21 protein-coding genes and 1 riboswitch are annotated in these 21,911 nt (G+C 42.8%); of the genes, 9 read left to right on the forward strand and 12 right to left on the reverse strand.

Features of this window, described 5'->3' with window-relative positions; translation table 11 throughout:
* Positions 1–74: 74 nt before the first annotated feature.
* Positions 75–725 (reverse strand): DUF421 domain-containing protein, encoded by a 651-nt coding sequence (locus LCM10_RS02875; RefSeq protein ID WP_224874522.1) that lies wholly within the window; start codon positions 723–725, stop codon positions 75–77.
* Positions 726–840: 115 nt separating this feature from the next.
* Between LCM10_RS02875 and LCM10_RS02880 the strand changes: the two genes are divergently transcribed.
* The 6 genes from LCM10_RS02880 (at position 841) to LCM10_RS02905 (ending at position 8,080) form a co-directional block, all read left to right on the forward strand.
* A complete protein-coding gene (locus LCM10_RS02880) occupies positions 841–2,079 on the forward strand; it encodes an aminopeptidase (protein ID WP_224874523.1) in 1,239 nt (412 codons plus the stop codon).
* A gap of 218 nt (positions 2,080–2,297) precedes the next feature.
* Complete coding sequence (locus LCM10_RS02885; protein ID WP_224874524.1) at positions 2,298–3,137, forward strand: alpha/beta hydrolase; 840 nt, start codon at positions 2,298–2,300, stop codon at positions 3,135–3,137.
* Positions 3,138–3,287: 150 nt separating this feature from the next.
* Positions 3,288–4,481, forward strand: a complete 1,194-nt coding sequence (locus LCM10_RS02890) for a class I SAM-dependent rRNA methyltransferase (protein WP_224875581.1) — start codon at positions 3,288–3,290, stop codon at positions 4,479–4,481.
* A gap of 278 nt (positions 4,482–4,759) precedes the next feature.
* Entirely contained in the window at positions 4,760–5,293 is a 534-nt protein-coding gene (locus tag LCM10_RS02895) for a D-glycero-alpha-D-manno-heptose-1,7-bisphosphate 7-phosphatase (protein WP_224875582.1), read from the forward strand.
* Positions 5,294–5,426: 133 nt separating this feature from the next.
* Positions 5,427–7,340 (forward strand): DUF294 nucleotidyltransferase-like domain-containing protein, encoded by a 1,914-nt coding sequence (locus tag LCM10_RS02900; RefSeq protein WP_224874526.1) that lies wholly within the window; start codon positions 5,427–5,429, stop codon positions 7,338–7,340.
* Positions 7,340–8,080 carry a PolC-type DNA polymerase III gene (locus LCM10_RS02905; RefSeq protein ID WP_224874528.1) on the forward strand — a complete coding sequence of 247 codons (741 nt, stop codon included), beginning with the start codon at positions 7,340–7,342 and terminating at the stop codon, positions 8,078–8,080. Before LCM10_RS02900 ends, LCM10_RS02905 begins: the two co-directional genes overlap by 1 nt.
* A 94-nt stretch (positions 8,081–8,174) precedes the next feature.
* On the opposite strand, the gene LCM10_RS02910 is transcribed toward LCM10_RS02905, so the two are convergent.
* From LCM10_RS02910 to LCM10_RS02945, 7 genes are all read right to left on the reverse strand, one after another.
* Positions 8,175–9,437 (reverse strand): glutamate-5-semialdehyde dehydrogenase, encoded by a 1,263-nt coding sequence (locus tag LCM10_RS02910; protein WP_224874535.1) that lies wholly within the window; start codon positions 9,435–9,437, stop codon positions 8,175–8,177.
* A gap of 108 nt (positions 9,438–9,545) precedes the next feature.
* Complete coding sequence (gene proB, locus LCM10_RS02915; RefSeq protein WP_224874537.1) at positions 9,546–10,661, reverse strand: glutamate 5-kinase; 1,116 nt, start codon at positions 10,659–10,661, stop codon at positions 9,546–9,548.
* Between the two features lie 138 nt (positions 10,662–10,799).
* Positions 10,800–11,645, reverse strand: coding sequence for a pyrroline-5-carboxylate reductase (gene proC / locus LCM10_RS02920; RefSeq protein WP_224874539.1), 846 nt, complete (start codon positions 11,643–11,645; stop codon positions 10,800–10,802).
* 435 nt (positions 11,646–12,080) lie between these two features.
* Positions 12,081–13,034 (reverse strand): LCP family protein, encoded by a 954-nt coding sequence (locus LCM10_RS02925; protein WP_224874541.1) that lies wholly within the window; start codon positions 13,032–13,034, stop codon positions 12,081–12,083.
* 323 nt (positions 13,035–13,357) lie between these two features.
* Positions 13,358–14,836, reverse strand: a complete 1,479-nt coding sequence (locus LCM10_RS02930; protein WP_263621359.1) for a heme ABC transporter ATP-binding protein — start codon at positions 14,834–14,836, stop codon at positions 13,358–13,360.
* A gap of 1 nt (position 14,837) precedes the next feature.
* Positions 14,838–15,890 (reverse strand): FecCD family ABC transporter permease, encoded by a 1,053-nt coding sequence (locus LCM10_RS02940; protein ID WP_224874547.1) that lies wholly within the window; start codon positions 15,888–15,890, stop codon positions 14,838–14,840.
* Positions 15,853–16,806 (reverse strand): ABC transporter substrate-binding protein, encoded by a 954-nt coding sequence (locus LCM10_RS02945; protein WP_224874549.1) that lies wholly within the window; start codon positions 16,804–16,806, stop codon positions 15,853–15,855. Before LCM10_RS02945 ends, LCM10_RS02940 begins: the two co-directional genes overlap by 38 nt.
* 222 nt (positions 16,807–17,028) lie before the next feature.
* A riboswitch (cobalamin riboswitch) is annotated at positions 17,029–17,228 on the reverse strand.
* A 174-nt stretch (positions 17,229–17,402) separates the two neighbouring features.
* Here LCM10_RS02945 and msrA point away from each other — a divergent pair.
* Together msrA and LCM10_RS02955 are read left to right on the forward strand one after the other, a co-directional pair.
* Positions 17,403–17,933 (forward strand): peptide-methionine (S)-S-oxide reductase MsrA, encoded by a 531-nt coding sequence (msrA, locus tag LCM10_RS02950; RefSeq protein WP_224874551.1) that lies wholly within the window; start codon positions 17,403–17,405, stop codon positions 17,931–17,933.
* Between the two features lie 56 nt (positions 17,934–17,989).
* Positions 17,990–18,133 carry a hypothetical protein gene (locus LCM10_RS02955; RefSeq protein WP_224874553.1) on the forward strand — a complete coding sequence of 48 codons (144 nt, stop codon included), beginning with the start codon at positions 17,990–17,992 and terminating at the stop codon, positions 18,131–18,133.
* Positions 18,134–18,298: 165 nt separating this feature from the next.
* Here LCM10_RS02955 and LCM10_RS02960 read toward each other — a convergent pair whose 3' ends face one another.
* Together LCM10_RS02960 and LCM10_RS02965 are read right to left on the reverse strand one after the other, a co-directional pair.
* A complete protein-coding gene (locus LCM10_RS02960) occupies positions 18,299–19,159 on the reverse strand; it encodes a S1 RNA-binding domain-containing protein (protein ID WP_224874555.1) in 861 nt (286 codons plus the stop codon).
* A gap of 207 nt (positions 19,160–19,366) precedes the next feature.
* On the reverse strand, positions 19,367–19,909 hold the full coding sequence (locus tag LCM10_RS02965) for a YhcN/YlaJ family sporulation lipoprotein (protein ID WP_224874557.1): 543 nt from the start codon (positions 19,907–19,909) through the stop codon (positions 19,367–19,369).
* Between the two features lie 149 nt (positions 19,910–20,058).
* Between LCM10_RS02965 and LCM10_RS02970 the strand changes: the two genes are divergently transcribed.
* Positions 20,059–20,787, forward strand: coding sequence for a ZIP family metal transporter (locus LCM10_RS02970; RefSeq protein WP_224874558.1), 729 nt, complete (start codon positions 20,059–20,061; stop codon positions 20,785–20,787).
* Between the two features lie 35 nt (positions 20,788–20,822).
* On the opposite strand, the gene LCM10_RS02975 is transcribed toward LCM10_RS02970, so the two are convergent.
* Positions 20,823–21,251, reverse strand: coding sequence for a DUF4395 domain-containing protein (locus tag LCM10_RS02975; protein ID WP_224874559.1), 429 nt, complete (start codon positions 21,249–21,251; stop codon positions 20,823–20,825).
* A 120-nt stretch (positions 21,252–21,371) separates the two neighbouring features.
* Positions 21,372–21,815, reverse strand: a complete 444-nt coding sequence (locus LCM10_RS02980) for a ferritin family protein (protein ID WP_224874561.1) — start codon at positions 21,813–21,815, stop codon at positions 21,372–21,374.
* Between the last annotated feature and the right edge of the window lie 96 nt (positions 21,816–21,911).

Raw genomic sequence — 21,911 nt, forward strand, 5'->3', positions numbered from 1 at the left:
GAGGATTTTCCGCCATTCAGTGTGAAGCAATAGTAATGGAAAAGACTGGTTTACGCTTCGTAAACCAGTCTTTTTCATTGCAGTTCCATAGGAGGGGCTATTTTGTGCTCTTTGCTGGAAATTTCTTCGAATAAGTCATTTCCACATTGTTTGTTGCCACTCGCAGTTGTGATGGAAGTAGCTTGCACGTGTTGGCCCGAGGTTGGGAGATTGCTGATCATCAGCCTGAGTGCATGAATCTCTTGTTTAATCATATTCAGTTCATTTTTCGTAGCCGGACTGTTTTCTTCATTAAGGATGATTCCTACCTGTCCGTTCGGCTCTAGTGTAGCTTCTTGCACATCCAGAAATGTTCGAACTCCATTCTGCCTTAGTTTCATCTCCAGTTGATCGACTGTTAACCTTAATTTTTTTAGTGTGTCGATTTGTAATTCCCCGTCTTTAATCAGTACCTTCGATCTTCCCGTAATGAAAGCTTCAAACCAATCTGCCTTGATTTGTACATACTCTATAACAACAAGCGACACAACCAGAACCATCCCTACGAACAAGGTTGACCAAATATCCTTTCCCGCTATGGGTTGCACCAAAAGTGATCCGATCCCGATCATGATCACTACCTGCGCCAGGGACATTTGTGAAATGGACTTCCTTCCTGCAATCCTTAACAGGAGAGTCCCTCCAATCACAACGAGGATGGCTTTCCAAATTAAATGTACATCCATTCTCTTCACATCCTTTTTCTAGCTTTAGCTTTTTACCAAGGTAGGAAAATATCCGTGTAATAAATGGAAATCTTCTGAATAAAGGGGTATAGTGAACATAAGGGGGAATGAATAAATGGATGGTCAATTCAAAGAGAACTTAGAGAGATATGCCGACCTCATCGTACAGGTTGGCTTGAATTTACAAAAAGATCAGGAACTATTGATCTCGGCACCGGTAACTGCATTTGAATTCGTAAGACTGATCACCGACAAGGCGTACGATGCTGGAGCCCTTCATGTAATGGCAGATTTCCATGATGAGGAATTAAGGAAAATTCGCCTTGAAAAGTCGAGTGAGGAAGGTTTGAAGGTATTTCCACACTGGAAACAAAGAGGATATACAGAGATGGCAGAGAATAATGTGGCATTATTAAACCTTGCCGCTCCTAATCCTTCCTTATTAAGGGATATAGATCCTGCAAGGGTTGCAATCCTAAATAGAGTATCCGCTGAAGCGTCTAAAGAATTCTCGGCTTATATCGGTGGCGGAAAAATCAGTTGGCTCATTGCCGCATACCCGACCCGTGAATGGGCTGAAAGTGTATTCCCTGATTCAGACAATGCAGTTGAGAAGCTTTGGGACAGCATCTTTTACACTACACGAACTGATCGGGACCAGACGGTGGAGCGTTGGGAGCAGCATATTACGGGGCTGAATGAAAAAGCCCGCCTTTTAAACGAAGGGAATTATAAGAAACTTCACTATAAAGGGCCTGGAACGGACTTGACGATAGGCTTCCATCCCGAGACAAGGTGGATCAGCGCCCAATTCACGAACGATAAAGGAGTACCTTTCGTACCGAATCTTCCTACTGAAGAGGTATTTACCATACCTGATCGAGCAAAGGTAAATGGAGTGGTCACTTCAACGAAGCCACTAAATTACGGCGGAACGTTGATAAAAGATTTCTCACTTACTTTCAAGGATGGAAAAGTGGTGGACTTCTCGGCTCGCGAAGGATATGAAACGCTTAAGAATCTCCTCGATACAGATGAAGGTGCCTCTTATCTAGGAGAAGTCGCACTGGTCCCTCACGACTCCCCTATTTCGAATACAAACATCATCTTTAATAATACATTGTTTGATGAAAATGCCTCCTGCCACATCGCGCTTGGCAGAGCTTTAACGGTTTGTGTTGAAAACGGTAAGGAAATGAGCAATGAAGATCTTCAATCGATCGGATTCAACGAAAGCATGGTGCATGTTGACTTCATGATTGGCTCGAATGAGCTGAATATCGACGGAGAGCGGGAAGACGGGACATTAGAGCCCATATTCCGAAATGGCGATTGGGTAGTTGCCTCTAACTGAAAATAGCTACTATACGGAAAAGAACATCCGAACATCATTCAATGAATGAGTTCGGATGTTTTTTTGCTTAAACACCTATGTCACGTTCCCAACTCCAGTGTCTTATTTTCCCTTCCATAAATTACATACAATATGACAAATAAATTTCTTTTATAACATTTTCAATACCGTCCCTATCGCTTACAATATAAATATAGTATGTAAAGGAGCGATTTCTCTTGTCTCACTTCACGAAAAAAATGACATTATTTTTGAGTGGCCTCATCTTGGTGTCTTTCTTTGCAATTACGGCCATTTTCAGAACTTCAAATGTTCAATCCAGCGAAAAACCGCTGTCTGCCGTTGAACGTTATCCATCCGTGTTCGTCCACGGTTATAAAGGGACATACAATTCTTTCCGAACAATGCTCGACCGCTTTGAAAATCATCATGGCTGGGGAAAGAAAACGTTAGAGATTTATATATCCGAAGATGGAAGTACCTCCTACAAGGGAACGATCCCTGACGATCCCACTTCTCCCCCGCTTGTGCAAGTAGTATTTGAGGATAATCGGGCAACGATCGATAAACAAGCCGTCTGGTTGGAGAACGCCTTTAAACTTCTATATCACCGATTCGGGGTCAATGATGTTAATTTGATTGGTCATTCCATGGGTGGCCTTGCTTCAACCAAATATCTGGAAAATGCACATGGTAAGGACTTTCTCCCAAGAACGCATAAATTCATCTCAATCGCTACCCCATTTCAAGGAGTCACCAAAGACTCGTATGACCAGATCAACACCGGACCTGCCGTAATTGATTTAAAGCCTGGTTCGAAAGCAATTGAACATTTATATCATAATCGCCATCTTATCGATCCTTCTATCAGCGTGTTATCGATAGCAGGCTCGGGAGACGATGTAGTGAACGTTCGGAGTGCGCTGGCAAGCGAGAAGATATTTGACCGCAATGAGTTCATGTCGAAGATCGTGTATGACCCAACCATCTCTCATAGCGGACTTCACGAAACCATTAAAGTAGACCGCCTTGTTGGTGACTTCCTTTGGGGAAAATAAACGCCGTTCAACTCTTACCTTTAAAAAGGGTAAGAGTTTTTTTGTTACTTCCCTCTTGCATGAAATGATGCGTTCTTTCTTATATCTATTGCGTTATACAATAAGAAGCTCTATACTACACAAGACTAAGGTGATGTAAGGATGAATGATATGACAACGGAAATAACGATAAAAGCAAATCCAAAATTTATTAAAACCTTTCAGAAGGGTTTCCCCTTACTTAACAATGACAATGTAACTGCTAATCTGGACAACCACCAAGAAGGCACGATTCTGAATCTAGTCGACTCACATCACAGATTCATTGCCAAAGGATATTATGGTAAACAAAATAAAGGAATCGGCTGGCTAGTAAGTTGGAAGGAACACGAAGCGATCGATCAGGAATTCTTCAACCGAAAGTTTCAGCAGGCAGTCAATCAGCGCCTCCACTTCTTCTATGATGAAGAAACGACTGCGTTTCGCGTGTTCAATAGTGAAGGTGACGGGTTCGGAGGGATCACCCTTGATTACTTCAATGGATATTACCTGATTCAATGGTATAGTCAAGGTGCTTATTCTTTCAAAGATGAAATCATACGTGCGATCAGGGAACTGCCTAACTATAAAGGTCTATATCAGAAAAAGCGATTTGCTGTAGAAGGAAAATATATGGAAGAAGATGACTTCGTCCATGGTGAACGTCCTTCCTTCCCTCTTCTAGTCAAGGAAAATGGCACCTCCTTCGCCATCTATCTGAATGATGGGGCAATGGTAGGGGTATTCCTTGACCAAAGGGAAGTTCGAAAGCTGATCCGTGATAAATATGCAGATGGTAAGCGCGTACTTAATACATTTTCATATACTGGGGCGTTTTCAGTATTTGCGGCTCTTGGAGGAGCGACTGAGACAACAAGTGTAGACCTTGCCAATCGAAGCTTGAGCAAGACGATCGAACAATTCAGCATCAATGGAATTGATTATGAAGCCCAGAATATCATCGTTGAGGATGTATTCAATTATTTCAAGTTTGCAGTCAAGAAAGAATTGTCATTTGACATGGTGATTCTCGATCCACCCAGCTTCGCGCGTTCAAAGAAACATACCTTCTCAGCTTCAAAGGATTATAAAGATCTGCTGAAAGAAGCCATCTCGATCACCGAGAAAGATGGATTGATTGTGGCATCGACGAACTGCAGTACATTCGATATGAAGAAGTTCAAGGGGTTCATCGATAAAGCTTTCAAGGAAATCGGGGGCTCCTACAAGCTGCTGGAGGAATTCACTCTTCCAGAAGATTTTAAGACCATCAATCAATATAAACAGGGTGACTACTTGAAAGTCGTATTTATAAAAAAGCAATAAAATGACAAACAGGGAAGTTTCGATTGAAACTTCCCTTTTGTGACCTCTCCTCCCCCATGTAAAATACTACATAATTGGGTATACTCCATTACAAGTATGGTTCTTTAAAGTCGGGTCGTTTCATCATTCTTTTCTGTAAGAATCAAATGAGGAAAAAACAGGAGATTTCCTACTCCGAAATAATGACAGAATAGTCTGTCATTATTTCCTTGGAAACCGCAGGATGTGACAAAGTGACTATTCGTGTGTAGAAATCAATCGAATAAGGGGTGTAAATGTTGAATAGAGCAATATTTCTTGACCGAGACGGCGTCATTAACGAAGTAAAGACGAAGCGAGTGAAGTTCGTAAACAAACCTGAACAATTTTATTTCCTGGAAGGTGTTAAAGAAGCGGTTAAACTTCTAACTGACGAAGGATTCCAATTATTCGTCGTGACTAACCAAGGAGGTGTTGGCCTTGGATATCTAACACATGAACAGTTGGAAACAATCCATGATTATATGGTGGCAGAACTCGAAATTGCAGGCGGGAAAATCCATGAGGTGTCATGCTGTACCCATAAACCACATGAAGGGTGCTCGTGCAGGAAGCCTGAACCTGGAATGCTCCTGGATCTTTCGGAAAGGTACGATTTAGACCTTTCTTCTTCTTATATGATAGGCGATAGGGAACCTGATATAGAGGCAGGTCGTAAAGCGGGGTGCAAAACAATCCTGATTGTCGAATCCCCCTCCCCTCTTTATGATGCCGATCATGTATTCAGTAATTTACTTGAAGCAGCAAGCTATCTCGTTTCCAAGTCAGGATGATAGGCTTCAATCGATTTCTAAGACCGGAATCAATAACAGGTCCTTCCCTGTTGGTTACCCGTTTTATCGATTTTCAAATAGGGAATTCTATGTTAGAGTACTATGGAACTAGCTCATAAGGGAGGGAATCCGTTTGGAACAACATGAACTATTGGAGATTGTGAAAAATGCATATCCTTTTGATGTGCTTAATGATGAACAACTGCACTATATCATCTCCGGTTCTACATACACAACGTTCAAAAAAGGGGAATTCCTTTTTCATGAAGATGAAACGGTTGAAGAACTTGATATTTATTTTCTTGTGTCCGGTCTTGCCAAAAACGTCCTTCACCGATCCAGTGGAAAGCAGTATTCCTTAAGATTCTATTATCCCGGGGATTTAATCGGGATTATGATCATGCTGACGAGTGGGGAAATGACGTTTTCGGTACAGGCAATAGAAGATTGCAATGTATTCCGAATCCAAAAAAGCAGGCTTTTGGATGTCATGACAAAAAACAATGACTTTTCTAAAATCATCTTTGAAAGTATCGGGAATCGCATGAAGACCCTTTATGATGAAATTAAATCCAAATCCTCGGATAAAGATGATGAGAATATTAACCTTTTCCGTACAAAGGTGCATAATTTAATGGATTCCCCTTCTTTTATCAAAGAAGAAGATACCATCCTTCTTGCTGCGGAACGAATGAAAGAAAGAGATACATACGGATTGGTTGTCGTCGACTCAGACGGGAAGATGAAGGGAATCCTGACCCAGAGGGAAATCTTATCCTATCTCACCGACCCAAGTGCTTCTGAGAAAGTAAGGGATTGGATGAAGCGGAATCCATTTTGGATACGTGATGAATCATTCGCATACGAAGCCTTATCCTACTTCAAGCATGAGGAAGTCGATTTTGTTCCCATCATACGGAATGATGCAGTCGTAGGAGTGTTGACGAGTACTTCTTTCCTGAATATCCAGGACTCAAATTATCTCGATCTTTCCTACCGCATACAAAAGGCTGTCAAAATTGAAGAGCTCGTGCAACTTGCAACGGTGAAGAGCGAGACATTCCAACAATTCATTGGAGATCTTCTTTCACAAGACAGCCTTGGATATGATGTATGTGAAGTCATCAGCAACTACAACGACAGGCTTCACCGTAAGATCATCCAGTTGACTGAGAAAGAAATGCGCCAGGAAGGATACGGCCGCGCCCCTATCAATTATTGCTTCATCGTCATGGGAAGCCAGGGTCGCAGTGAACAGGGCTTCCACACCGACCAGGATAACGGCATCATTCTGGATGATTATAACCATTTATCAGATACAAAGAAAGTAGACTTGTATTTCCAAGCGTTCACCGAGAAACTGAACCATAAACTGGCTGCCTGCGGGTTTCCGGAATGTACAGGTGGAATCATGGCCAAAGAGCAGAAATGGAAACGCTCATACACTGATTGGAAGAAAGCCATTGATGAATGGCTACACGAAATGGATGCGCAGGAAGTACAAAATACAACGATGTTCTACGACTTCCGGCCCATCTATGGGGATTATTCGATTGCTGAAGAAATCCGCAATTACCTGGCGGAGAAATCAAAGCGCTCCCTCAACATGCAACAGCTTCTGAGAAAAGATGCGCTCCGCTTCAAGCTTCCGGTCGGACCGCTCGGCCGGGTCAATTTGAAACCGAAAAATCACCTGTTCAACATAAAAAAGTCCGGTCTCTTGCAAATTGTCAACATGATCAGGATTCACTGTGTAAAGTATGGTGTGAAAGAAGTCAATACAATCAAAAGAGTAAATGCACTCAAGAACATGCAGGCTTTTCATCCGAGGGATGCTGAAAATGTAAAGATGGCCATGCATATTCTCTTGACTCTTCGTACCAAACAGAATTTGAAGGAGCTTTCAGAAGGTAAGCAGCTCAGTAATGATATTGACGTCCGCAATTTATCAAAGGAAGAGCGACAAAGACTTAAGGAAGCCATCCAAATTGCGAACCGCTTACAGCAAGTGATGGAAATAAGCTTTAATAGAAATCGGGTGGTTTGATGAATGATATTGGAATCAATGTCGGATATCGCATCCTGAAATATTATTTATGGCAGCAATTCTTCTTCCGCTCTCAAGTCAAGGTGGAAAAAGCAAAACCGTCCTATTACAAAGTCGCCACTGCTTTGAAAGAGTTTGAAGAAGAAAAGCCAATCCATCAACAGAAACACTTATACGATTGCACATTCACCATATTTGATTTAGAAACAACCGGTTTTTTTCCTGAAGTCGGAGATGAAATCATTTCAATCGGGGCAGTGAAAGTGGCACGTGGTGAAATACAAGAAAAGGATACCTTCTATAAAGTCATCGATCCCCTTCAGACTGTTTCAATGAAAACGAAAAAGTTCACGGGTCTGAAAAGGAAGGATTTCAAGAATGGCGTGACCCTGCCAGTAGGCATTAAACACTTCCTTGAATTCAGTATGGGGACGATTCTCGTGGCACACCCTGCAAGCTTCGATATCAATTTTCTTCAAAGAAGATTGAAAAAATGGGAGTTACCGCCCTTCCAACCCGAATACATTGATTCATTCTCTCTGGCAAATGCATTGCTAGAACGAGACGACAGTTATTTGGATGCAATGGTGAAGGAATTTGCTATTGAGAAAAGGACAAGACACCATGCCCTGAATGACGCCATCATGACGGCTGAGATTTTTGAAAGACTGCTAAAGATTTGTTACGAACAAGAGGTTCATACGATTCAAGCATTACATGAGTTCGTTGACGCTGAGTGAAGCTTTGGACAGTGGGATGACTCAAGAAAATAAATAAACAAAAAAGGACTCATGGGGTTGTTACCTCCCATGAGTCCTTTTTGTTTCAATGTGATTAGCGTGTTTGACCAGTACCATGCATCATATATTTTACCGTCGTTAATGCAGGCAATCCCATAGGTCCTCTTGCGTGTAACTTCTGAGTCGAAATACCGATTTCCGCTCCGAAGCCCAGTGCTCCCCCATCCGTGAAACGTGTTGAAGCGTTATGATAAAGAGCTGCTGCATCAACGAGTGTCATGAATTTCTTAGCTGTTTCCTTATTTTCAGTCACAATTGCTTCTGAGTGCTTTGTGCCATATTGTTCAATATGATCAACTGCACCCTCCAAGTTTTCCACGACTTTCACCGCGATATCCAGGCTTAAATATTCGTTTGCCCAGTCTTCTTCACCTGCAGGCTTTGCGCCTTCGATCGCTTCCACAACTTTTTCGTCACCATGGATGGATACATTATATTCTGCAAGCTTCTGCGTCAGAGCTTCTTTGTTTTCATTGAACCAGTCCTCGTGGATGATGACGGTTTCTGCCGCGTTACATACGGCAGGTCGGTCCGTTTTGGCATTGATGAGGATGTTCAATGCTTTCGTGACATCTGCTTCTTTATCGATATAAATATGGCAGTTCCCCACTCCCGTTTCAAGTACAGGGACGGTCGCATTATTGACGACAGCGTTGATAAGGGCACCTCCACCGCGAGGAATCAATACATCGATATGTTCCTTCATGGTAAACAGTGCATTTGTCGCTTCTCGATCGGTCGTATTGATAAATTGGACGGCATCTTTAGGGATGTCTGTCTTTTCCAAGGCATCGTGCATAACGTCCACAATCGCTTTGTTAGAAGTGATCGCATTTGAACCACCCTTCAGGACGATGGCATTACCTGATTTCAAGGCTAGGCCTGTTGCATCCACCGTCACATTCGGTCTAGCTTCATAGATCATGCCGATGACACCGAGTGGAACGGTCACTTTTTGGACTTGAAGCTGGTTCTCAAGCGTCCAGTCTGATACGATTTTTCCAGTTGGGTCTTCAAGGTCCGCAACTTGTCTGAGTCCCTCTGCAAAGTCCACTACACGTTCTTTAGAAAGTGATAGGCGATCCATGAACGCTGCTTCAAAACCTTTTTCCCTTCCTTTTTGAAGATCTTTTTCATTCTCATCAAGGATGGTCTGATAATTCGCCTCTAGATGGTCAGCCAGTATATGAAGTGCTTTGTTTTTTTGTTCCGTTGTAAGCAGGCTAAGTGTTTTTGAAGCTTTCTTTGCCATCATTGCTTGTTTTTTTACATCGGTTTTTTCTATTGTTAAAGTCATCAAATGCCTCCTGATATGATTTTTGGTCTTTTATTTAACTTAAAAGTCTGCAACTCTTACACCTAAAAATAAACTTGTCATGCAACGAATTAACGGTATACGATCTTCCTAGACTCCAACTGGAATGGGAACTTCTACGTGGCAAACTAGTTGATCAATTTCCACTGCGACTTGGTCGTCTTTGATGTCGGAAGGGTTTTTGAGTTGACCTGAACGGAAGTTTACGATTCCTAGTCCGATTTCTTCTCGATCGCTGTCAAGGATCCGAACGACAGCACCTTTGTCAAAGCGTCCTTTAACCGTATAAATATCGTTGATCGTCAGGCTTTCTTTTTGTTCCAGGATGCGGTCTTTTGCATTTGCATCGATGGTGATCTCACCTTCTGGACCTGAGTTGAATGCGATCCACTGTTTTTTGGAATCCAAGTTCACCGCATCATCATCTGATTCAAAGTACGTTCCTTTTGCGGTATGTTGTACGGCATCGTAAATGATGTCTGCATTACCTGATTTTCCAAGGAATGCAGGTATGCCGGAAGCCATTGTGATTTTAAACGCATCGATTTTTGAACGCATCCCGCCAGTACCGACAGCGCTTCCTGGCTCGCCTGCCATTTCTTCTATATCATCATTGATTTCCGTTACACTTTCCAATAATTCTGCATCCGGATTCTTTCGAGGATCCGAATCATACAGTCCATCAATATCGGATAGGATGATCAGCTGGTCAGCATCGACAAGCGCTGCGACTTTTGCTGAAAGTGTATCATTATCCCCGAACTTCAATCGGTCGACTGTGACGGTATCATTTTCATTTACAATCGGGATGATGCCTCTTTCAAGCAACACATTAATTGTATTACGAGCATTGTTGTAGCGGTCTTCATCTGAAAAATCACTACGAGTAATCAGAATTTGCGAAGCTACGTATCCATGCGAAATGAATAAATCGGAATAAGCCTCGATCAATAATCCTTGCCCGATAGCAGCTGCTGCCTGCTTCTCAGGTAATGAGCTTGGTCGAGTCAAGCATCCGAGCTTTCTGTATCCTGCCGCAACGGCACCGGAGGAAACGAGCAGAACTTCATGTCCATCATCTTTCAGGCGTACAACTTCGTCCACAAGACGCTCAAGCTTCCTTCTGCTCATTTCACCATGCAGACTCGTTAAAGAACTGCTTCCAATTTTAATCACAATACGTTTCTTCTTATTTTCTTGGGACATCCAATCACTCCTAGTAAAAAAGGTCCGTCCCTCGTCCCTTCACCGTGATGAAGGACGGACTTGTATTTCTGGTCTTACAGATTTAATGGTTGATATTGGTAATTTTTTATATAAATTGAGGTTGAGTATGAGTGCAAATTAGTTTGTCACTAATTGTCGGGACTGTAATTCAGAGCTGATTTCTTTCGATCTTTTTTCTGCTCCTTTTACAGCTTCTGAGATAGCCTTTCCTCCGCCGAATTGTGCTAATGCATCCAGACCGGCAGCGGTCGTGCCATTAGGGGATGTTACGTTCTTTCTGAGTTGTGATGGTGTTTCTTCTCTTTCAAGCATCATTTTCGCTGCTCCGAAAATCGTCTGTGCACCGATCTTACGTGCAAGCTTAGGATCCAATCCAGCTTCTGCACCCGTTTTTTCGATATGCTCCATTAGGTAGTAGAAGTATGCTGGTCCACTTCCTGCAATTCCTGTGAATATATCCATTTTACCTTCATCAATGACATATACTTCACCAATGCTAGAAAGTAGCTCTTTCGCATCTTTCATATCGTCTTCTGATGTGAATCTGCCGGCGCTGATTGCAGTTGCAGACTCCTTAAGCATACTTGACGTGTTCGGCATCACGCGGATAACGGATTGCCCAGCGGGCAGTTGTTCTTCCATATGTGCAGTCGTAATCCCTGCCAATACCGACATGATGACTGTTTCCCTTTTAACAAGGTGGTTGATGGAATCCAGCGCTTTGTCGATGTCCTTTGGTTTCATTGCAAGAATGAGAATGTCAATTTCCTCAAAAGGGAGATCATCTTTCAAGACTGTACGTACATCGTATTTAGCATTTATCTCTTGAAGTTTCTCTTTATTACTGCGATTCGATACAATGATTTGATCATTCGGGATTTTTCCGCTCTGTACAGTACCTGAAATCATTGCTTCCGCCATATTACCTGCTCCTAAGAAAGCGACTGTTTTATTACTTAACAATCTATCCACTCCGTTCTCTATATAATAATGTTGTTTTCAATATTGATTGTTTCGTTTTCAATGTTAGTTGTTTGATTTTTGTTTGGTTTGTCTTGTGCTTTGTTCACAACGTTTATAATCGTAACATGCTGGTAAATGATATCAAGGCGATATCCGGAAGTAGTAAGGAATATGCCGGAAATGAAAGTGGAAGCGTTATCATTTTGGTTCCAGTGTTTCAAACGCCTTCTAAGCGCTATATATCACTGATAATCCCGTATAATCAGAATTTTTCGGTTTAAAGAATCCTTCATCCATTAACAGATTCCGTAAAGAACAATCCCAATTGACCTACACAACACGCGCTGCCAGACAGTCTTGAACACTCGTGTAAGCATCAATGAAAAAATGCACATCAGACAAAAAAGCCCGATGTGCACCCTTAATTCTATTCAATTATTGTTCAGTCGCTTCTTTTGAGCTTTTTCCCGCAAGGAAATCCTTCATTGCTTGTATGTTTTCTTCGAAGTCCAGCTCGATGACAGACCCGACTCCATCGTATCTTGCGAAGCTGTATGATCCTTCTACTGGGATTGTCAGCTTATCGATTTCATCCTTATTACTTAATAAAACATCCTTCATAAGTGAGATCTGGTCAAGTTTGGACATATTCGTCTGCATATAAGGCTGGATGGAACCGGCAAGTTTAGGAAGCTTCGCGACACCATCAATTGTTAAGACTTCTTCTTTTAAAGCAGAGATGACTTTTTGCTGTCTCTCCACCCTTCCGAAATCTCCTTCTGCATCATGACGGAAACGAGCATATCCCAATAATTCTTTACCGTTTAGCTTCTGTACACCAGGTTCAAGGGAAACGCCGATGTTTTCAGACATCGCCTTTTCGACATCCATTTCTATCCCTTCAGGTGCAAGAATGTCGACCGATTGTTCAAAGCCCTTGAAGTCTACCATCATATAATACTGTATATCGATATCGAAGTTTTGTTTGATCGTTTTGCGTAATAATTCCGGGCCACCCAAATAGAATGCAGTATTCAGCTTATAATTTTGGTATCCTGGAATTTCCACATAAATGTCCCTCATTAGTGAGACCAATTTCGTTTCATTTGTTTTCGGGTCAACTTGGGCTAGCATCATCGTGTCAGTCCGTGACTTCTCCTCTCCCCTGCTGTCGACTCCGAGTAGCAGGACGTTCACCTTCCCGTTTTCGTCCTTCACACCATTGAACTTATATTCTTTCATATTCTGCTCTCCATCGGCCATTTGATAACCATTATAGAATTGAAAAGCGGAATACCCCAATAAGCAAATAATCATTAATAATAGCACGGAGACAATCTTTCTGCCCCGTTTTTTCTTTCGCTTCTTGCGATCAAGTCTTGAATCCATTGTTCCACCTTCTTTTGCAGTATAAAATGGCAGCAAGTTACTGAAAAATTCTACTCCACTATCTCACGTAACTCAATACTCAGGTTATGGAGGGGTAAGCATGTATTTCCATTTCCAACTGGAATATATAGCTTATCGTACCATAATTCATTGGGGATGGCTCCATAATTCGTCAAGGTTCTCAATTGAATTTGTTCTTATTAAGATTTATATTCAACCATACCCGTCTTCAGCCTGTTCGTAACCACGTCATTCTCCTTTTAAAATGAAGAAAAAGCTGAACCAATGGATAAAGGTTCAGCTTCCGGTAAGAGATCATTCAGTTATGATTGACTGCTCATTCGCATCCGGTAAGAGTGAATGGCTTTCTTCGTTGTTTCAAAAACGCCCTTTCCGATCAGTTTCCCTAACGGGGTGATACTACCGGCAAACGGGTAATCTGTGCCTATATGTGTAGACGCAATCAGGATGCTGTCTGTCGGAGTACCAGTTGCGAGTGTACCCGTTCTATGGTCAAATACCTCTTCATCGTGGAGCGCCCTCACTTTTGCCTCGGTAGAAGTGACTAAAGCCTCAATGAATGCTTCATCTGAAAGCCGGCCATCAATCATGACCCATGTATTGATGGTGCCAGGTTCCATCTTGTTGGTGATTGCATCGTTGCCCGTTACATCCACTGCATTTCCGACCCCTGCTGTCACGACAACAAAAATGGAGTGTTCCTCCAGTCGATAAGATGTATATTCAACGTCTTTAAGATTCACCGCTGTCATCATCCCCACGGTAAATGAAGGGTCCAAATCATGTTGCTTGAGAGCATTTACCATATCCTGTTGGTAATCACTGCAATCATAATGTGGTGGAACATACCTGTTCACAAAGCTTTTGTACCATCCGACACCAGAACCGACCACTCCAGACGACATGCATTTTAAATGAATTGGCGACTTATACACAATCATCTCATCGGTTACCTTCAAGTGTTTCTCCCCTATGATGAAAGAGGGGCTACTGATTCCATACACCCCGTCCGGCATGAGCCCGATTTGAGGTTTCGCAATGTGAGGGTGAGCCTGCTTATAGACTTCAGTCTTGTATACTTCTTGTATATGCTCCTCTTTCATGACTTCTTCCGGATGGTCGACTGTTCTGGCAAGACCCTCTTGCATCAGAAGCAGACGGTCACAATACATGCTGGCGAGATTTAAGTCATGGAAGATGGATACAACGGTCAGATTCATTTCCTTCGTTTGTTTCTTCAGCAACTCAAGCAAGTTTTTCTGATAAGAGAGATCGAGGTGATTGGTCGGTTCATCGAGCAGGATGATCTGTGGTTCCTGTGCGAGTGCTTGTGCAAGAAATACCCGTTGTCTCTCTCCACCTGACAGTTCATCCAGTTTACGGGACTGGAGCCTGTCCACCCCTGTTTGCTCCATCGACCTTTGCACGATTTCCTCATCATTTGGGGATATGGCTTTGAATAGTCCCTTTTGGTGAGGATATCTTCCCAGCATGACCGTTTCTTTCACACTGTATGAAAAGGAATGGGTAGAGTTCTGTGGAAGAACAGCCACCATCTTCGCCAGTTCCTTAGGGGAATAATCCTCAAGAGTCCTTCCGTTTAGGAGTATCGTACCTTGAGAAGGATGGATACCACCTGACAGGGCCTTCAGTAACGTGGTCTTTCCGCTTCCGTTCGGTCCGAGGATACCAAAGAATTCCCTCTTTTCAACACTGAAATCAATGTGTTCGATAATCATGGTTTCTTCATATCCTACTGACAATCGTTGGACATCAAGCATTCTATCCACCCCTCTTCTTAAGCAGAATGTAAGCGAAAATCGGAGCTCCGATCAACGCTGTTATGACACCGATGGGCAGTTCCGCAGGATTGATCACGGTCCGTGAGAGCAAGTCCGCCACGACGAGAAAAGCCCCACCTGAAATGATTGAAAGCGGTAGTACATGCTGATGATTGTAGCCGATGATCCTCCTGATAAAGTGAGGGATCACCAGCCCAACAAACCCAATGGTACCCGATACGGCGACAGCAGCACCGGTAAGCGTACTTCCTGCAATGAGAATCATGTATTTCCTTTTTTGGACTGAAATCCCGATGTGCCTTGCCTGCTCTTCGCCGAAGCTCATTCCATTCAACTCTTTTGCATTAAACAAAAGGAGCACGGAACCGGCAATGAAGAAAGGAAAAACAATGTAGATATAGTCCCAGCCCCGCATCGAGACACTTCCTAACAGCCAGCCAATGATCTGTCTCAGCTCTTCACCCGATAGAGCAATCATCAGTGAAATCACCGAACCAAGAAATGAACTGAAAATGATTCCCGTCAAAATGATCGTTTCAACTTTCATGGAACGATCCACCTTTCTGGCAAATGCCAACACAAGGAATACCGTGATCAACGAACACAATATCGAAATGACAGGTAATGTGAAAAGCCCTAAATAAGGAAGGCTTATATGGAAGAACAAGGTGATGACTGCGCCTACCGATGCTCCAGATGACATGCCAAGCGTATAAGGATCGGCTAGGGGATTCCTCAAAAGACCTTGAAAGGAAGCCCCCGCAACGGCCAGGGAGCTTCCTACAATTAATGCTAATAATACGCGTGGTAAACGAATGGAAAATACAATATTCGAATGCATGGGGTCGATCGAATCTGGCATGTCGACCCCACTCAATTTGCTACCGATGATACGGATGATATCAATGATCGGAACGTTGACCGTTCCGATTGATATCCCAATCAAAAGGGATAGGATGAGAATACCGAAAGCCAACAGATACCCGATCCATATTCTATTCTGCAAAAATCTCCGGATAAACAGATTTGGCAATTTCCTCTACTCCTTCTACCAATCTCGGACCGGTACGTGTCACGAGATCAGAGTCGACGTCAACGATTTGGCCTTCCTTGACCGCAGTGATATCCTGCCAGCCATCACGGGAGGCTACTGAATCCTTGGCTTTGTCATCATAGTATCCGTATGTTGTAAGAATGACATCAGGATTCTTTGCAATGATCTCTTCCTGATTAACGGCGATCCATCCCTCCTGGTCACCCATGGCATTTTCAGCATTGATCAGTTCAAGCATTTCATTGATGAACGTATTTTGGCCAGGAGAATATAGTTCCGGTGCAGGAGACACTTCAACATAAACGTTCTTCTTTTGTTTCACTTGTTCTGTTTTGGATTTCAGTTCTGCAAGGTCGTCCTTCATGGAAGAGACTAATTCCTCAGCTTCCTCCGTCTTGCCCGTCAGTTTCCCGATGTTTTCAATGATCGTATACACTTCAGCTATTTTTTGAGTATCACGGACAACAAATACCTTGATGCCAGCATCACGTAATTGATCAAGGCCATCTTTTGCGCTGACTGCTGTAGATTCATGTGCCAGGACAAGATCAGGATCGAGACTGATGATCTTTTCTACATTGAACTCCATGCCGCCGATTTTCTCTTTATTGGCCACTTCCTTAGGATAATTATCGAAATCGGTCACCCCGACTACTTCTTCACCCAAACCAAGTTCATATAGGATCTCCGTATTACTAGGTATTAGTGAAATGATCCGCTCCGGGGCAGACTCTAGTGAGATGTCGTCACCTAATGCATCTTTTACCTTACTGCCCTCTTCTACTGTTTCCTGTTTTTGATCATCCGTTTTCTCCTTGCCTGGTTCATTCCCGCAAGCAGCTGTAAATATGACGGACAACAATAGAATGATTAATAAACGACTGTATTTTTTCATCGTTTCTCCCCCTCTTTCTTTACTATGTTGTTTTTTTAGCGGATGATCAACCATAAGTATCATCCATGCTTTCTCATGCTTTCTCATTCAACGAAGTGGTGCATGGAAAGCCAGAGCAATAAAAAAAACATCCCCGAAAAGGAGATGCCTAGTGTAATATGCAAATCAGACCGTTATGCATGAAGCCATGGATGCATGTTACACCTTCCTATCCGCGTAGTACCAGTGTCAAAGATGTCAGGCAGGTCTCCTGGCTCATGGTCATTGCTTGCTACACCTTCCCGTACGAACGTACAGTGGTTCCTTTGCAGCTTGCTCCCAATTACAGTGGCGGGACCGCGTTGGATTTTCACCAACTTCCCTTTTAAGAAGCGAATGAATATGATGTCATACTCCGCTTCACCCGAACATTCAACTATGTAATTTTCCGTTCACATGAATTATACAGTACCTGACTTTCAGGGTAAATATATTTTTATGTGCATCAGGCGGTTTTTTTAATTGTCAAACCCCTATCGGAAGTGATAAAATTTCTTCATTCTGCATTATCTTAATCACATTACAGCAGCAAATGGCTGCAGGAGGTTTTATCATATATGACAAGAGAAGTTGAATTTGCAACCTTTGCGGGAGGATGCTTCTGGTGCATGGTCAAGCCATTTGACGAGTTACCAGGTATCATTGATGTTGTATCCGGTTATTCGGGTGGACATGTAGAAAATCCGAGTTATAAAGATGTGAAGGAAGGCAAAAGCGGCCATTATGAAGTGGTACGGATTACATTCGACCCTTCTGTCTTCCCTTATCAAGACCTACTTGATTTGTACTGGCCACAAATCGATCCGACGGATGACGGTGGACAGTTCCATGATCGCGGCGAGCAATATCGTACCGCCATCTTCTATCATACTGAAGAGCAAAAAGAGGCAGCAGAAAGATCCCGTGAGCAGGTTGCCGACAGCGGACGCTTCCGGAAACCGATTGTCACCAAGATCCTGCCTGCAAGCACATTCTATCCCGCTGAAGAGTACCATCAGAAGTTCTATAAAAAGAATCCTGATGAATATAAAGCGGACCGTAAAGTCTCAGGAAGAGATGAATTCATAGCAGACCACTGGCAGCAATAATGCCGCATGAAAGATCCCTTTTCTCACAAACTAAGTGCAGAAAGGGGGTTTTTTTGATGAAAAAGGAAAAACAGGATAGAGAACAGGTTATGGGATTTGAGGGTCCAGGAAAGGCCGTGAATTTCTTTGATCCATATCCGGATGAAGATAAGGTGAATTATAAAGATGTCGAAGAAGGGGAAAATCGTAAAGACGAATAAAAATGTAGAAGCTACGATGAATAGTATAATAACTTTTGTATAACTTAAGAAGAAGGAACCGGGGAAATCCTCCACCAAGAAAAGCCATCAATCGCCAGATTTTCTCGGTTCTGAACTACATACCAAGGGGAGGCGGATTTCAATCCGCCTCCCCTTAACCTTGGTTTATTTCTTTAAATAGGTCCAGCCTTCTTCTTGATAAACTTTGTTCTCTTTCATCAGTTTCCCGATTGCCCTCTTAAAGGATGCTTTGCTCATATTGAAGCGTTCTTTGATCTCATCTGGCTGACTCTTGTCCCAGTAAGGAATTGCTCCATTTCGCTGGTCCAGATAGGAAAGGATGACTTCTGCATCATCATGCATTTTTTCCTGTTTCAGAGGAAGGAATGAAACATTCAAGTTTCCGTCATCTTTGACATCGATGACTCTTCCTTCTACAAGCTCCCCAAGTCTGGGCTCTTGTTTACGCTCATTTTCGTGCACAAAACAGCGGTATCCTTGCTCAGACAGAAAGAAAGTCCCCACTTTCAACAAGCGATACACCCTTCCCTGCACTTTTGCATTGAGCATTTCCTTGGATGCTCTTCTTGAAACCTGTTCAATGATGTTCTCCGTCGCTAATTTTCCGTATAAGCGGTCCTGCTTATCACGATTTAATGACAAGAACAATTGATCACCCGGTTCTGGCCAAAGAGAGAGAAATTTCGGAAGGTCATCAGCAGAAACAAGTATATCCTTCGGCAGTCCGATATTAACAAATACACCAAGATCTTCACGCTTATCCACTACTTCAGCCCATCCGTAGGCACCTACCTGAACTTTTGGAATGCGCATCGTGGCCGTCAACCTTACATCTTTATCATGATAAAGGAATACTTTAACGGTATCCCCCTCTTGAATCTCATCCGTTATTTCAGAATGGTGCAACAATACACGGTCCTCTTCATCGTTAACTAGAAAGAAGCCGTATGGGACTTCATGATCAACATATAATTCTTCTACCGTTCCCGGTTTCAATGAAGACATGATTCATCTCCTCCTATAGATATGGTTATCGTAAGCATCCGCTCAGAATATATCATGTATTGAACTACTATATCTTTTTTTATCCTATATGTATAGTGCCTATTTTCTTCAATGAATAGTAAGTGTATTTAGAAAAAAAGAACAATTTCTGCACAATGAAAAAATAACCGCCGAGATTCAACCCGACGGTTATCATACATTGGTATTTTACTCTTGATCAGGAAATACACGTTTGATGGTCGTGCTTAATTCCTCGCCAAGCCCCTTAAGAGGTTTACCGTTTTCTGCTTTATCTGCATACCCTCTCATTCGTTCGATAAAATCTGGGTTTGTCGATACGTATACATTGTCAAGTCCAGCATCGGCCTTTCTGACCTGCTTAGCAATCTTGTCTTCAAGTTGTTGGCTGATATCCCCGTTCTTGCCGTTTTCCATAACAGCAGCCACATATGCATTTCTTGGGGTAGTCAGGACGTATGCTTTACTTACTTCCTTTAAGTCGGCGACATTATTTGCAGCCTCTTCTGATAAGGAATAATTTTCCCTTACAGAGTCACGTGTGCCTGTATCGTTCATATTCATGTAATTGTCTGTGCGATCACGGTTATAGCCCACACGCTCAAGAGCACCGTTGTCATACTTCGTATTCATTCCTTGCTCGTTCATATTGTCATTATCTGCGGTCCCACAACCAGTAGCGATGCCTGATATCATGACACCCATTAATGAAACGATAAGATATTTCTTCATGATGTTTCCTCCTTAAGATAAATCGTCGGTATTACTATTTCTCATTCGGGATGTTCCTATTCATGTGATGTCCAATTGTTTAAGGTGGTGGGCATGAAGGGAATGATACTTCTGACGACTCACCATACTACTAAAAAGGAGGCAGTGATATGTTTCAAGCGGCACTATGGGGAGGAGTGGCGAGTTTATCGTTGTTCCTTGGGGCATTAGTGGGAATTTACTTTAACCTGGCAAAGAAGGTTACAGCTTTTATCATGGCCTTCGGTACGGGGCTCATTATCGGATCGGCTACATTCGATTTACTGTCAGAAGCCGAGGGTAAGGCAAATATCGTACATATTACCATGATGTTCTTATTAGGGGCCGCCATCTTCACCTTATTTGAAATGTGGATTTCCCGAAAAGGAGGAAGTCAACGGAAGCGGTCTCAAAAGAATCCGAATAATCACTCAGGGTTGGCGATCTACATCGGGACCCTCATGGACGCAATCCCCGAGTCAATCATCATCGGGATCAGTTTCCTGGAAAGCCAGTCCATTCAGTGGGTGTTCATCACCGCCATTTTCATCAGTAATTTTCCGGAAGCATTATCCAGCAGTATCGGGTTGAAGCTCGACCAGTATAGTACGAAGAAAATAGTGACTTTATGGGGAAGCGTCGTTCTCGTTTCTTCTGTAAGCTCATTGCTGGGATACACATTTTTGCAAAGCGCACCTGAAAGCACAGAATATATCATCGGGGCATTCGGCGCGGGAGGATTACTCGCGATGGTCTCCTCTACGATGCTTCCAGAAGCATTTGAGGAAGGCGGGCCTGTAGTGGGGTTCATTTCTGCCCTCGGAATCATCTTATCCTTCATTTTTACAAACTTAACATAGAGAAAGGACGCTCTCAGGGAAGGAGCGTCCTTTCTTTATTCCTTGATCAATTTACGCTTGTATTGAAGTCGCCGCCATTGATAGCGGATGAAGCAACCGATACAGAACCCCGCGAGTGCGACGGATGCAGCGAGCAGGACCATGCCTGAGAAGAGATAAAAAGCTGTAGTCCATTGAAGCAGTTCGCTCAGCAAGGCGCCACCTAAACAACACGAAGCAATGACTGCATTGAATCTTTGTTGGTCTGCGTCTTCTGCCCGATACGAAGACATGTCTTTCCTCAGGAACATACGCCCCACCTTCATGATCGGGTTATATGAAAATACTGCGCCTGTAGTCACTGCTATAAATGGAATCCATAACAACCAGTGCAGTTGAAGTGCCCAAGAGAGAATGACGGTGATCACGATGAACCACTGATTTAAGTCAACTAATGGTTTTGGTATAGAATTAGTTGTATTCAATTTAATTCATACCTTTCTTATTGGAATTTATGTATTTATAGTGTACGGTAAAATGAATCAAAAATCAAAAGAAAAAACCGAAAATCACCGCCCATTCTTTGGAGTGATTTTCGGTTTTTATTATAAGTTTCTAAGTATCTCAGCATGACGTTGTTCATCATATGCAGCCCTTGTGAACCTTCTTTTCGCGCGGGGATCTGTAAGCCGGTTGGCAATCGAGAGATAAAACGGAACCGTTTCTCTCTCATCCTTTATACTTTCCCTGACACCCTGTCTGTAATTGACAGGCAAATCCTTTTGGTTTACCAGATTCAAACGTGGGTACCGGTTTGTCAAATTAAGATATGATTGACTGAACGCGTTGAAGTGCCTGATTTCATCTTGCCTAATTCCGAGTATGGCTTGCTTAGCGTTTTGATCCGGCGCAAGTTCCGCCAGTTGAGTATACCAGGAGATCGCTTTGAATTGATCATTGATCGCTTTTTGGATATCCCTTCTTAATGTCGGGTCAATCTGCCTCTGGAATTCGTGGTTGCTTTCATATGGATTGATATGATAATGCAAAATGGATCCCTCCCATCGCTCTTATTACCTTATGACAGGAGCCTATTTAGTGTGCCGACAGTAATCATTGTTTTGTTTTCACCAACGACCGGGTAA

It is taken from the genome of Rossellomorea aquimaris (assembly GCF_020171925.1).
Lineage (GTDB): Bacteria > Bacillota > Bacilli > Bacillales > Bacillaceae_B > Rossellomorea > Rossellomorea aquimaris_F.

Excerpts from the sequence above, each read along its gene's own strand:
- LCM10_RS02875 (WP_224874522.1), bottom strand. The coding sequence starts at position 725 with ATGGATGTACATTTAATTTGGAAAGCCATCCTCGTTGTGATTGGAGGG.
- LCM10_RS02880 (WP_224874523.1), top strand. The coding sequence starts at position 841 with ATGGATGGTCAATTCAAAGAGAACTTAGAGAGATATGCCGACCTCATC.
- LCM10_RS02890 (WP_224875581.1), top strand. The coding sequence starts at position 3,288 with ATGACAACGGAAATAACGATAAAAGCAAATCCAAAATTTATTAAAACC.
- LCM10_RS02905 (WP_224874528.1), top strand. The coding sequence starts at position 7,340 with ATGAATGATATTGGAATCAATGTCGGATATCGCATCCTGAAATATTAT.
- LCM10_RS02910 (WP_224874535.1), bottom strand. The coding sequence starts at position 9,437 with ATGACTTTAACAATAGAAAAAACCGATGTAAAAAAACAAGCAATGATG.
- proB (WP_224874537.1), bottom strand. The coding sequence starts at position 10,661 with ATGTCCCAAGAAAATAAGAAGAAACGTATTGTGATTAAAATTGGAAGC.
- LCM10_RS02925 (WP_224874541.1), bottom strand. The coding sequence starts at position 13,034 with ATGGATTCAAGACTTGATCGCAAGAAGCGAAAGAAAAAACGGGGCAGA.
- LCM10_RS02930 (WP_263621359.1), bottom strand. The coding sequence starts at position 14,836 with ATGCTTGATGTCCAACGATTGTCAGTAGGATATGAAGAAACCATGATT.
- LCM10_RS02945 (WP_224874549.1), bottom strand. The coding sequence starts at position 16,806 with ATGAAAAAATACAGTCGTTTATTAATCATTCTATTGTTGTCCGTCATA.
- msrA (WP_224874551.1), top strand. The coding sequence starts at position 17,403 with ATGACAAGAGAAGTTGAATTTGCAACCTTTGCGGGAGGATGCTTCTGG.
- LCM10_RS02955 (WP_224874553.1), top strand. The coding sequence starts at position 17,990 with ATGAAAAAGGAAAAACAGGATAGAGAACAGGTTATGGGATTTGAGGGT.
- LCM10_RS02960 (WP_224874555.1), bottom strand. The coding sequence starts at position 19,159 with ATGTCTTCATTGAAACCGGGAACGGTAGAAGAATTATATGTTGATCAT.
- LCM10_RS02965 (WP_224874557.1), bottom strand. The coding sequence starts at position 19,909 with ATGAAGAAATATCTTATCGTTTCATTAATGGGTGTCATGATATCAGGC.
- LCM10_RS02970 (WP_224874558.1), top strand. The coding sequence starts at position 20,059 with ATGTTTCAAGCGGCACTATGGGGAGGAGTGGCGAGTTTATCGTTGTTC.